Source organism: Amphritea sp. GJ51-11 (assembly GCF_055808735.1).
Map to the genome: position 1 here is coordinate 2,401,831 of NZ_CM147881.1, position 11,701 is coordinate 2,413,531.

Here is an 11,701-nt window from a genome sequence, read left to right on the forward strand (position 1 = left end):
ACGGATTACCTGCGAAGATCTGATGGATTATATTCAAGTGTTAACTTCCTAAAATTTCTATCAAACAGTATTGGGTCCATGTTTTGTAATTCACTGAATCGTCCAACCCGTTTCACTGCTCGGATAGCGCTTTCATCAAAATGGCTATCGCCGCTACTTTTTACGACATAAACATTATCTACTTCGCCGGTAGGCAGTAGATGCAATGACAACACCACTTTCATGCCGTTGCGTGCACTCGGTGGACGACGCCAGTTACTTTCAATCTCAGCAGCAATGTATTCGAGATAACCCGCCGTTGCCTGCTGATCTTGCAATGCTTGCATCTCCTGTTCTTCGGCGGCAAGCGCCGCCGCTAACTCGGCATCTCGACGCTGCTGAGCTTGCTGTTCACGCTCAACACGCTGCTGCTCGGCGCGCTTACGTTCGGCATCTTTTTTAGCTTCAGCCTGACGACGCGCTTCGTCCTGTTGCTTTTTCTTAGCCGCTTGAGCCGCCTGCTCTTTTTTCAGCGCCTCTGATTTTTTACGTGCGGCCTCTTGCTTGAGAGCTTCAGCTTTCTTCTTAGCGTCGGCCTGCTTTAAAGCCTGGGCTTTTTCACGGGCCTGTTGCTCTTTCTTAGCGACCTCTTGCTTGCGTTGCTTCTGCTTAAGAGCCTCTTGCTTTTGCTGCTCTTTTTTCAACGCTTCTTTTTTACGCGCATCCGCTAGCTTGCGTGCATCGGCTTTCTTTTTCGCCTCCGCCTGCTGGTCGCGCTGCCGTGCCTGCAGTTGTGATTTAATATCCACTATCTGGGCTTTGACATGCCGAGGCGTAAGATGTTTCTCATCTTCAGCATAACCTAGCCAGCTATAAAATAGCGCACTAAGTATCACGCCATGCAGAATCAGGGCTAATAGTGCGGGGAATAAGTAACTTCGTAAATTCACAATCAAATTACTCTGTTACCAAGCCGACACTTTCTGCACCCGCCTGCTGCAAAAGAGTCATTAGCTGAATAACATGATCATAATCGACACCTTTATCACCACGCACCAGCAACAGTTTCTTCGGATTGTTACTCAACACTTTAGCAACCCGCTCTTCGACCATCTCACCACTAATAGGCTTGAGCGGATCGCCGCCCACATCGATATAGTAACGCCCTTCTTTATCGACGGTCACAATCAATGGCTCATTATCTTGAGTATCAACCGGGTCTGAGCCAGCTTTAGGTAGCTGTACATCAACGCCCTGCGTCAACATAGGCGCGGTAATCATAAAGATAACCAGCAACACCATCATCACATCGATGTATGGCACCACATTGATATCAGCGTTTAGCTTACGTTTCTTTCTTACTCTGCGAATCATAGTAGCGGCCTGTTACAGATCAGTTTGAAGCGTGCACTCGGCGGTGCAAAACACTTGAAAATTCATCCGCAAAGGTTTCATAACTATTCATCAGCGTTTCCGTTTTAGCCGAGAAACGGTTATAGGCAATAACCGCGGGAATAGCTGCAAACAGTCCGATCGCGGTGGCAATCAAGGCCTCTGAGATACCCGGCGCTACCGATGCCAGCGTCGCCTGATGAACATTCGCCAGGCCTCGAAATGAATTCATAATCCCCCACACGGTGCCAAACAATCCGACATAAGGGCTGGTTGACCCCACGGTGGCCAAAAATGGCAAATGCATCTCAAGCTTTTCCTCTTCGCGGGCTAAGGCCACCCGCATACTGCGCTGCGCCCCTTCCATAATCGCATCACGATCGGCGCCTGACTGCTGACTCAGTCGGCTGAACTCTTTCAGCCCTGCCCGAAAAATATTTTCAGCGCCATTATCACTATCCGGATCAGCATTCACTTCACGGAATAGCTGGCTCAGGTCAACCCCGGACCAGAAGCGGTCTTCAAATGCCCGCAATTTACGCTGTGCCTGTCGCAACACAAAGTGGCGTTGGAAAATCATAATCCAAGACAGCACTGACGCCAGCAACAACAACAACATAACTATCTGAACAACAAAACTGGCATTAGCCACCAAGCTCCAGATCGACATTTTATCCGGCACGTTTATAACCCCTTGTGATGAAATCTGAAAAACTGGTTCTGATAGTAGCGAGATCAGCGGGCAAAATCTGCCCCTTTTCTGACAAAAAATCAGATTTACGTCGATTAAACAATTTTGCAGCACGCTTTATCCATTAGCGACTCAACTGTTCGGCGATTGGAGCGAGCAAGCGTTCGAAAGTTCAAACAAAATGAACAACCCAACATAAAAAAGCCGCCCAAGAAGGCGGCTAATAAACACCAATAAGCTTATACAGAGACTAAGTGGCCATTACGGCGGTGCTCATCTTTCGATTGACAGGCGACACATAAAACGGCTGTCGGATTAGCCATAAGGCGATTCAGTTCTATCTCTTCGCCGCAACTCTGACAATAACCATACTGACCCGCTTCAACCCGCAACAGTGCATTTTGGCACTCACGAATCTCTTCTTCCAACTGCGTTATATGTGACAGACTCGTTTGCTGAAGACCAACAACGGCTGATGCCTCGGCGCGATCGAGCACCTCGGTGCAACTTAATTGACCCATCTCAGCCTGCTGATCTGACCGTTCAGCTTTAAGATCGGTCTGCAACTGCTGCAATAAAATCTGCAGTTCACGCTTCAGATGTTTAAGTTGCGCCACATTGATGCAACCGAGTTTCATAGTGTTCATACCTTAACGCCCTAAACATTATTTTTTATGTTCATAAGCTAAAAGTTAAACCCTTAGTCGCAACTCTGCGTTGACTTAAATCAGTTATCTTCAGCTGATGCCGGTTCTATTGATCCCGGTCAGGCAATTCAAGACCAAAGTGACGATAGGCATTGTCTGTCACCACCCGCCCACGCGGTGTACGCATCATAAAGCCTTGTTGTATCAAGTAAGGCTCGAGTACATCTTCAATGGTATCTCGCTCTTCACTAATCGCCGCAGCTAAGCTATCGACCCCGACCGGGCCACCGCCAAACTTCTCAATCATGGCCAATAATAAGCGTCGATCCATATGATCAAAACCATGCTCATCGACATTTAGCATATTCAACGCAAGATCAGCCATCTCTAATGAGATCCGACCATCGCCCTTAACTTCCGCGTAATCTCTGGCGCGTCGCAACAAGCGGTTAGCGATCCGTGGCGTACCTCGCGCACGACGAGCAATTTCAATCGCCCCTTCACGGTCAACGCCACTACCCGACAGACGTGCAGAACGTTCAACGATGGAGGTCAAATCATCAATATTATAAAATTCGAGTCGCTGCACAATACCAAAGCGATCCCTCAGCGGCGACGTTAACAATCCTGCTCGAGTGGTCGCCCCCACTAAAGTAAACGGCGGCAATTCCAACTTAATTGAACGAGCTGCCGGCCCTTCACCGATCATAATATCCAGCTGATAATCTTCCATCGCAGGGTATAGCACCTCTTCAACCGAAGCACTTAAACGGTGTATTTCATCAATAAAGAGCACATCACCCGGCTCAAGATTGGTCAGCATCGCCGCAAGATCACCGGCTTTTTCTAACACCGGCCCCGAGGTGGATTTAATATTACATTCCATTTCATTGGCGATAATGTTCGCCAAGGTGGTTTTACCCAGCCCCGGCGGTCCAAAAATAAGCGTATGATCGAGCGCTTCTTGACGCTTGCGCGCAGCACCGATAAAGATCTCCATCTGCTCTTTGACCACTGGCTGGCCAACATAGTCCTGCAACGCTTTCGGACGAATCGCCCGATCCTGAACTTCCTCTTGTGGCGCGGTAACCACAGGAGTAACAAAGCGATCCGCTTCGATCATGATTAATACCCTATCACTAACATTGCGTTACTAACCCTGCACCATACTCTTCAAGGCCGCACGAATAAGCTCTTCACAGGAGGCGCCGGGTATCAACTTTTCAGCCTGAGCAATCGATTTAGTCGCCTGCACCGGCTTATAGCCCAACGCAACCAAAGCACTTTCAGCCTCAGCCCTATTATCACTTTGTACAGCAGGTGCCGGTCCGCCTAAACCATCAGTTAAGGTGAACTCATCGACATCGTTAAAGACAAAATCCTTCAGCTTATCCTGCATCTCGACAATAAGGCGTTCAGCAGTCTTTTTACCAACCCCGGGTAACCTCACTAAAGCGGCTGTATCCTGATGCTGCACCGACAAAACAAACTCATTCACACTGATACCCGACAGAATCGTTAATGCGAGCTTAGGCCCCACACCATTTACTTTAATCAAAGTGCGGAACAGCGAGCGCTCGGTGCGCTCATAAAATCCGTACAACAGCTGAGCATCTTCCCTAACCACCATATGGGTAAACAAGGTTATCTGTCGCCCTACTTCCGGTAGTTGGTAAAAAGTATTCATTGAGGCATCGACTTCATAGCCAACCCCATTCACATCAATAACCAGTTGCGGCGGGTGCTTTTCTAACAATTCACCTTTCAATCGTCCTATCACGGCGCTTTTCTCTCCAACTCGCCCCACTGACAGGGCTTAATTTTTAGGCTACTCATAACTAATGTAACACTGCGTTCATCGCAGACGGCCACCTCGGCTACTTTTGGCACCCGCCATCATAATCAAACTACTACGGGTATGTGCATGACACAGAGCAATAGCCAACGCATCGGCGGCGTCTGCCTGCGGCAGCCCCGGCAGTTTCAAAATAGATTTGACCATATGCTGAACTTGGGATTTATCTGCAGAGCCGTTACCGACCACCGCCTGCTTAACTTTACGGGCTGCATATTCAGCCACCTCTAAACCTTGGTTTGCACCCGCCACAATAGCCACGCCACGGGCCTGGCCTAGCTTCAACGCAGAATCAGGGTTTCGGGCCATAAAGACCTGCTCTATCGCCATCTCTTGCGGACAAAACTGCTCAATCAGCTGGGTCACACCCGCATATATCTGCGTCAACCGCACAGCTAACTCATCACCCTTAAGACGAATACAGCCACTGGCAACATATTCATTCTTCGCCCCCACTGTATTGATAATACCGTATCCGGTAATCCGTGAGCCCGGATCTATCCCTAAAATCAACATAACTGCATTATCAACTCAAAGTACTGGTTATTTATACAGATAACAATACCCTAGATACGGACATAAAAAAAGCCGTGCAGTGCACGGCTTTATCATTAAACGCCCACTATCTTAAGGCGTTTTACGCAATTTGATATTCAATTCACGTAGCTGAGCCGCACTCACTTCACCCGGTGCCTGCGTCATCATACAAGCAGAGCTCTGGGTTTTAGGGAAGGCGATCACTTCACGAATAGAGTCGGTACCGGTCATTAACATAATCAGACGATCCAAACCGAAGGCCAAACCACCGTGCGGTGGCGCACCATATTTCAGCGCATTCAACAGGAAGCCAAATTTATCATCGGCTTCCTCTTCAGAAATACCGAGAATATCTAATACAGATGCCTGCATAGCCTGATCATGGATACGGATTGAACCACCACCTAGCTCGCAACCATTCAAGACCATATCATACGCACGGGACAAGGCTGACAGCGGATCCGCTTTAAGCTCTTCCGGGCTGCAGCTAGGTGCAGTGAACGGATGATGTAGTGCCGTCAGACCACCGTTATCGGTTTCTTCAAACATTGGGAAGTCGACAACCCACATAGGCGCCCACTCACACTGCGCCATATTCAGATCTTCACCGGCCTTGATACGCAATGCGCCCAACGCTTCAGATACGATTTTTTCTTTATCTGCACCAAAGAAAACGATGTCGCCATTTTCCGCCCCCAGACGCTCCATGATGGCCATCGCCACATCAGCCCCCAAGAACTTAACGATTGGCGACTGCAGACCTTCAACGCCTTTTTCGAGCTCGTTGACTTTAATCCACGCCAAACCTTTAGCACCATAGATGCTAACAAACTTGGTGTATTCATCGATAATCTTACGGGTCAATTTAGCGCCGCCAGGCACTTTCAATGCAGCAACACGACCCTTAGGATCTTTCGCTGGCCCAGCAAATACTTTAAATTCGATCTCAGCCATCAGGTCAGCAACATCGACCAGTTCCATCGGGTAACGTAGGTCAGGCTTATCAGAACCATAACGCTGCATAGCCTCAGAATAAGGCATCCGTGGGAAATCACCCAGATCAACCCCTTTCAACTCAAGGAACAACTTACGGATCATTGTCTCAGCAATTGACATGATCTCCTGCTCATCAAGAAATGACGCTTCAATATCGATCTGAGTAAACTCAGGCTGACGATCCGCCCGCAAGTCTTCATCACGGAAGCATTTAGCAACTTGATAATAACGATCGAAGCCAGCCACCATCAGCAACTGTTTGAATAGCTGAGGGGATTGTGGCAACGCAAAGAAATGTCCTTCATGAACCCGGCTTGGTACCAGATAATCACGAGCACCTTCAGGGGTCGCACGGTTTAAGATTGGGGTTTCGATATCCAGGAAGCCATGCTCATCTAGATAGTTACGAATCGCCATGGTCACTTTCGAACGGAAACGCATTTTTTCTTGCATTTCTGGACGACGCAGATCGATATAACGATGACGCAGACGCACTTCTTCGCCAACCTGCTGGTGTTCATCCAACTGGAACGGCGGGGTTTCTGACTTATTTAAAACAATCAGTTCTTTACCCAGCACTTCGATCTCACCGGTTGGCATATCCGAATTAATAGTGCCGTCTGGACGACCACGAACAGTCCCCTTAACCTCGACGACATATTCATTCCGGCAGCTATCGGCCAGCGCGAAGCTCTCTTCACGATCAGGGTCGAATACCACCTGGGTGAGACCTTCACGGTCACGAAGATCCAGAAAAATAACCCCACCGTGGTCGCGACGACGGTGAATCCACCCCGTCAGAGTAATGTCTTCGCCGATATGCTCTTTTCTGAGATCGCCGCAATAATGACTGCGCATAGTTAAATGTTCCTGTTACTTAGCAAGCTGAATCAGTGTTTATTCAGACAATTAAAAATCAGTTACCGGAGTCGCTCTGGCTACCCGCCAGATTCTTTTTCTTTCCGGTTTTAAAATCAGTTTCATACCAGCCGGTACCGGATAGCCTGAAACCTGACGCGGATACTTTTTTAATCACGTCTGCAGACTCACAGACAGCGCACTCAGGCGCAGGTGCATCAGATTTCAGCACCAGCTTTTCAAATTCATGACCACAATGACGGCATGCGAAATCAAAGATCGGCATCGTTAGCAGTTTTTCCTATGAAATAGAGACACACCACAAAGCGACTGCCTGTATTTCAGCCTGTTCGATAACTAAATCACCGGTTAACGAACACCGACTAACAGCCGCCTTGCCCAGAAAAGGGCGAATTATACCTGAAATATTGGCCGCTGACAGGGCCATTTAAGGCTTTTAAATGAGAAATCAGTCGATCAGACCCCGCGCCACAAAATTAACCTCTTGCGGCATCATTAGCTGTAACTTTTGACGAATTCCCTCAACCTGAGCTGCGCTATAAGGCGTTGCAGGGCAGACACCCCAAATAGGTACTGGCCAAGCGGCATCCCCTTCATAGCGCACAACATGATGTATATGCAGCTGATTCACCACATTACCCAGTGCAGCGATATTGATTTTATCCGCATCAAAAACATCGTGCAGATTTTCTGCTAAAAATGAAGACTCATGCAGAAACTGCGCCTGATCAGCGTGGGACAGATGATAGATTTCACTCACGTCGGCCCGCCGAGGAACCAAAATAAACCAAGGATAATGCGCATCATTCATGAGTAACAAGCGAGATAATGGAAAGTCCCCTAAGGTGATGCAATCATTATTCAGGCGAGCATCCAGTTCAAATTCCAGCTCTAGCTCATCCATTGTTTTTCTCCTAGCTTAAAGGCCGCTGCAAACATACTATATTGACAAAGCACAATCCCATGCGAGCACTAGATAGTCTACCGTCAGTATCATTCGCTTAAAATTTAATGCTTTATTATCGGGTAGTTAGATAATAAATACGCGATCTGAACAGTATAGGACAATATGCCACAATTCAATTTTTATAGCGCCATTGACCAGATCGGCTCAGAACGCTGGAACAGCCTGTGCCAAAGCGATTATCCATTTTTACGCTACGAATACCTACACGCACTGGAACAATCCGGCAGCGTCTCGGCGGACACCGGCTGGCAGCCTTGTCATTTAGTAGTAAGCGAAAATGAACGCGCCATCGCTATCATGCCCCTCTATCTAAAAAGCCACTCCTATGGCGAATATGTCTTCGACTGGAGCTGGGCTGATGCCTATCAACGTAACGGCTTAGACTACTACCCAAAACTGGTTACCGCGATCCCATTTACACCCTGCTATGGCCCGAGACTTATGCTCCACAGCGACCTTAGCGAACCAGAACAGCAATCACTGACAAAGGACATATTATCTGCCATCATGCAGCTAGCATCCCAGTATCAAGCCACGGGCTGGCACGGACTCTTTATCACCGAAACGCTGCGCAATAAAGATCAATACCCGCAACTGAATTACCGCCTAGGCACTCAATACCACTGGTTTAACCGAGATTATCTGTGCTTTGATGATTTTCTTGACACCTTTAGCTCACGCAAACGCAAAAACCTCCGCAAGGAACGCGAGAAAATCACTCAACACGGAATTCAACACCGCATTGTCAGCGGCGCTCAACTCACCGACGCCATGCTTAAGCAGTTCTATCAGTTTTACCAAATCACTTATTTAAAACGTGGCCGTCGCGGCTATCTAAACGAAGCCTTTTTTCATCAGCTACGCGATAGTCTCGCCGACCAATTGCATATCTGCTTTGCTTACGACCCGCAGCACAGTCATACCGAGGCTGTTGCCGGCGCTCTGTTTTTTCAAGACAGTGATACCCTGTACGGTCGCTACTGGGGGGCTTTAGCCGAATATGACAGCTTACATTTTGAGACCTGCTACTATCAAGGCATTGAGCACTGCATTCGTCATCAACTTCAACGCTTTGATCCTGGCGCACAAGGCGAGCATAAAATTCAACGAGGCTTCGAGCCCATTGAAACTTGGTCAGCCCACTGGCTGGCCCATCCAGGATTCCAGCAAGCGGTACAACAATTTACCGAGGAAGAGGAATCTCTTTTGCGCCAAGAAATGGCAACCCTGCGCGAGCGCCTACCTTTTAAAAAGACCTGAGGCAATCTACCGGGCCCGTTGGAGCCCGGCAGCCGTACCTACTGTCAAGCACATTTATTGCGTCAACCAAAACCTCTTAGTACCGAAATACCTAGCCTCTAGACCCAATAAATATGAGCCATATCAATTAAACATCACTCATTGCACGAATTCCCTTTTAAACGGCCGATTAAACTCGTTATCTAGCCATCTGTTGCTAGAATGAATATCAGGCGGCAGTACATATTTATCAACGTATGAGCCTTTGCTCTTTCAGACGAATCAGCAGCACCAAAACAATAAGGGGGTTACACAATGTTAACCTATGACGAATGCCTCCATCTGAGTGATCTCACGCAAGATGAAGTCGAGGCTATAGCGGAGCATGAGCATACCGACCCAATCATCGCGATGGCCATGGGACATTACCTATGCTGTCATCAGGGTGAAAGCAAAGTAAAACGAATAATCCTAGATGATATTGCCAAGGCTCAACGCAAAGGCGATACAGAACACGAAAGGGTTCTGCGTCATGTGCTCAAACACTTTGTTAAAACGCACCCTAACTACCAGGGTCGCATGGACAAGGTAGGCTAAACATCCCAAAAACCACTGCCTATCATGGGTGGTGGTTTTTCTATTACTATCTAGCTCTGCTCATCAACAGCGAAGCCTCGCTGCCTCAGCCTAACGCCCAATCAGTATTTTTTTACAATTATTGACGACTTCCCCTTTATTGTTAGCGCTTGTTGCCGATAACGCTTTCATTACAGGCGCAAAACAGGCGTTTTATGGAATCGCTCGAAAAAGAGAACACAGATCTAAGAAGATCACTGCGACGACTGACAACGAAGGTAGAGCAAAACGAAGGCGTCTTGCGCTCATTCTTCGATATGGAAATTCGCCTATTCAGCTGCAGCACGCTAGCCGAACTGCTAGAACTAATTTTAATCGAATTCCGAGATCACTTTCATCTCTCCGCCGTTAACCTGATTCTGTTCGACCCTGAAAATGCTGCCCGCGACCTACTCGATGAGTACATACCGCCCCAACCTGATCACTGCCTTCGTTTTGTCGATAACCAGCAGTTACTTAAAAGCCTATTCCCGACGCAAAAGCTCAGAATTGGCGAGCTTAGCCCACCCTTAAAAAGCATCGCGTTCCCCCGCTCACCCTATATATTCAGCAGCGCCTTATTACCGCTTATTCGCCATAACTGTCTCATTGGTAGTCTACATTTAGGCAGCAACGACCCGGCACGGTACAACGAACGCTTAGATTGTGACTATATCGATCACCTATCCTCAGTTATCGCCGTCTGTATTGAAAACTGTATCAATCAGCAGAACCTTAAACGGCTGAGCATTATCGACATGCTAACTAAGGTGTATAACCGCCGCGCGTTTGATCAGGAGATCATCAAAGAACTCTCTAGAGCGAGTCGCCATGAAACCCCCTTAAGCTGTTTATTTATAGACTTAGATTATTTTAAACTCGTTAATGATAGCTTTGGCCACCAGATAGGCGACAAAGTGCTGCGGGCAATAGGTGTACTGCTCAAACAGAATTTGCGTAAGACTGACTTTATTTCCCGCTATGGGGGTGAAGAGTTTGCGATACTACTGCCTAATTGCGAGAGCGAAAAAGCCATTCAAATCAGCGAGCAGTTACGCAAGAAAATTGCGCATATGGTTGTCCATGACAATAATAATGCCCCCTTTAGAATCAGCGCCTCCATCGGCGTCACCCACTGCACCTCGCATAGCTTTCATGTTAATGATCTGCACGCACAAGCCCATGCACTATTAAAAGCAGCAGATGACGCGGTCTATCGGGCAAAAGAAAAAGGCAGGAACCGGATAGAATACCGAGCCCTGCCAGCTATAACAGCCGAGCTACTCAGCCAACCGAACAGTAAGCTCAGACCTTAACAAAGCGAAAACTAGTGCATATCCCTAAGTAATTCGCTGTAAAGATCAATATAACGCTGCTTCTGTTTCTCGCCGAACAATGGATCATCCATTTTTGGCAGGCCTGACTCGAGTGCCCGCCACTGCTCATCCGTTGCCACCTCATCTAACAGAGGGAAAAGCGTCCCCTCTTCAAGGTTAAGGTGCTCTATCTGCTCATCCAGGAAACGCTCCAATTTAGCGGCAAACTGATCCATAGGCACCACCGCATCGCTCAATATGCAATCCACTGCCTCAATAATATCGTGACTGCTTTGTTTTAGAAGCTTATGCTCATCGACACAGCGAACAATCGCTTCATCTAACTCTTGGCAGCCCGAATTTTTAAACGCTTCATACATTTGATCTTCAAGTGGATGATGATAGGCATCGGCATAGCTGGTGATGTAATCCACCGCATCGCTTAATAAAACAAAGTTAGGCATCTCACCCTGCTTCAGCTCTTCAAGCTTATGATCTAACACCGCCAGCAACTTATTCAGGTTAACATGATCCTGATGTAAATCGTTCAATACTGTCATAACGACCTCCTCTGAGACATACACACTA

Annotated in this window: 14 protein-coding genes; 3 read left to right on the forward strand and 11 right to left on the reverse strand. The window is 47.7% G+C overall.

The annotated features are described in order from the left end of the window. Positions 1-5: 5 nt before the first annotated feature. The 10 genes from tolA to AC0L4K_RS10675 form a co-directional block, all read right to left on the reverse strand. Positions 6-929, reverse strand: a complete 924-nt coding sequence (gene tolA, locus AC0L4K_RS10630; RefSeq protein WP_473266047.1) for a cell envelope integrity protein TolA — start codon at positions 927-929, stop codon at positions 6-8. 7 nt (positions 930-936) lie between these two features. Next, the gene (gene tolR / locus AC0L4K_RS10635) at positions 937-1,353 is read right to left on the reverse strand and encodes a protein TolR (protein WP_473266048.1); all 417 of its coding nucleotides are present in this window, start codon (positions 1,351-1,353) and stop codon (positions 937-939) included. 19 nt (positions 1,354-1,372) lie between these two features. Next, positions 1,373-2,053: a protein TolQ gene (tolQ, locus tag AC0L4K_RS10640; RefSeq protein WP_473266049.1), complete on the reverse strand. Its 681-nt coding sequence runs from the start codon at positions 2,051-2,053 to the stop codon at positions 1,373-1,375. Positions 2,054-2,301: 248 nt separating this feature from the next. Next, a complete protein-coding gene (locus AC0L4K_RS10645) occupies positions 2,302-2,709 on the reverse strand; it encodes a TraR/DksA family transcriptional regulator (RefSeq protein ID WP_417222565.1) in 408 nt (135 codons plus the stop codon). Positions 2,710-2,815: 106 nt separating this feature from the next. Further along, complete coding sequence (gene ruvB, locus AC0L4K_RS10650) at positions 2,816-3,832, reverse strand: Holliday junction branch migration DNA helicase RuvB (RefSeq protein WP_417222562.1); 1,017 nt, start codon at positions 3,830-3,832, stop codon at positions 2,816-2,818. A gap of 30 nt (positions 3,833-3,862) precedes the next feature. Continuing rightward, positions 3,863-4,489 carry a Holliday junction branch migration protein RuvA gene (ruvA, locus tag AC0L4K_RS10655; protein WP_473266051.1) on the reverse strand — a complete coding sequence of 209 codons (627 nt, stop codon included), beginning with the start codon at positions 4,487-4,489 and terminating at the stop codon, positions 3,863-3,865. A 75-nt stretch (positions 4,490-4,564) separates the two neighbouring features. Next, entirely contained in the window at positions 4,565-5,080 is a 516-nt protein-coding gene (gene ruvC / locus AC0L4K_RS10660) for a crossover junction endodeoxyribonuclease RuvC (protein ID WP_417222558.1), read from the reverse strand. A 111-nt stretch (positions 5,081-5,191) separates the two neighbouring features. Continuing rightward, a complete protein-coding gene (gene aspS / locus AC0L4K_RS10665) occupies positions 5,192-6,955 on the reverse strand; it encodes an aspartate--tRNA ligase (protein ID WP_473266052.1) in 1,764 nt (587 codons plus the stop codon). 58 nt (positions 6,956-7,013) lie between these two features. Further along, the gene (locus AC0L4K_RS10670) at positions 7,014-7,241 is read right to left on the reverse strand and encodes an FmdB family zinc ribbon protein (protein ID WP_417222553.1); all 228 of its coding nucleotides are present in this window, start codon (positions 7,239-7,241) and stop codon (positions 7,014-7,016) included. A gap of 183 nt (positions 7,242-7,424) precedes the next feature. Then, entirely contained in the window at positions 7,425-7,880 is a 456-nt protein-coding gene (locus AC0L4K_RS10675; protein ID WP_473266054.1) for an HIT domain-containing protein, read from the reverse strand. Positions 7,881-8,045: 165 nt separating this feature from the next. Here AC0L4K_RS10675 and AC0L4K_RS10680 point away from each other — a divergent pair, with 165 nt between their 5' ends. The 3 genes from AC0L4K_RS10680 (at position 8,046) to AC0L4K_RS10690 (ending at position 11,113) form a co-directional block, all read left to right on the forward strand. Next, positions 8,046-9,203, forward strand: a complete 1,158-nt coding sequence (locus AC0L4K_RS10680) for a GNAT family N-acetyltransferase (RefSeq protein WP_473266056.1) — start codon at positions 8,046-8,048, stop codon at positions 9,201-9,203. A 294-nt stretch (positions 9,204-9,497) separates the two neighbouring features. Further along, entirely contained in the window at positions 9,498-9,779 is a 282-nt protein-coding gene (locus AC0L4K_RS10685; RefSeq protein ID WP_417222546.1) for a hypothetical protein, read from the forward strand. Positions 9,780-9,973: 194 nt separating this feature from the next. After that, positions 9,974-11,113, forward strand: coding sequence for a sensor domain-containing diguanylate cyclase (locus tag AC0L4K_RS10690; protein WP_473266058.1), 1,140 nt, complete (start codon positions 9,974-9,976; stop codon positions 11,111-11,113). A gap of 11 nt (positions 11,114-11,124) precedes the next feature. Here AC0L4K_RS10690 and AC0L4K_RS10695 read toward each other — a convergent pair whose 3' ends face one another. Continuing rightward, on the reverse strand, positions 11,125-11,673 hold the full coding sequence (locus tag AC0L4K_RS10695; protein WP_417222541.1) for a hemerythrin domain-containing protein: 549 nt from the start codon (positions 11,671-11,673) through the stop codon (positions 11,125-11,127). Between the last annotated feature and the right edge of the window lie 28 nt (positions 11,674-11,701).

Bases quoted from the DNA above. Each gene is read 5' to 3' on its own strand.
- AC0L4K_RS10695 (WP_417222541.1), bottom strand. From the start codon at position 11,673: ATGACAGTATTGAACGATTTACATCAGGATCATGTTAACCTGAATAAG.
- AC0L4K_RS10680 (WP_473266056.1), top strand. From the start codon at position 8,046: ATGCCACAATTCAATTTTTATAGCGCCATTGACCAGATCGGCTCAGAA.
- aspS (WP_473266052.1), bottom strand. From the start codon at position 6,955: ATGCGCAGTCATTATTGCGGCGATCTCAGAAAAGAGCATATCGGCGAA.
- AC0L4K_RS10645 (WP_417222565.1), bottom strand. From the start codon at position 2,709: ATGAACACTATGAAACTCGGTTGCATCAATGTGGCGCAACTTAAACAT.
- ruvB (WP_417222562.1), bottom strand. From the start codon at position 3,832: ATGATCGAAGCGGATCGCTTTGTTACTCCTGTGGTTACCGCGCCACAA.
- AC0L4K_RS10670 (WP_417222553.1), bottom strand. From the start codon at position 7,241: ATGCCGATCTTTGATTTCGCATGCCGTCATTGTGGTCATGAATTTGAA.
- AC0L4K_RS10675 (WP_473266054.1), bottom strand. From the start codon at position 7,880: ATGGATGAGCTAGAGCTGGAATTTGAACTGGATGCTCGCCTGAATAAT.
- ruvC (WP_417222558.1), bottom strand. From the start codon at position 5,080: ATGTTGATTTTAGGGATAGATCCGGGCTCACGGATTACCGGATACGGT.
- AC0L4K_RS10690 (WP_473266058.1), top strand. From the start codon at position 9,974: ATGGAATCGCTCGAAAAAGAGAACACAGATCTAAGAAGATCACTGCGA.
- AC0L4K_RS10685 (WP_417222546.1), top strand. From the start codon at position 9,498: ATGTTAACCTATGACGAATGCCTCCATCTGAGTGATCTCACGCAAGAT.
- tolR (WP_473266048.1), bottom strand. From the start codon at position 1,353: ATGATTCGCAGAGTAAGAAAGAAACGTAAGCTAAACGCTGATATCAAT.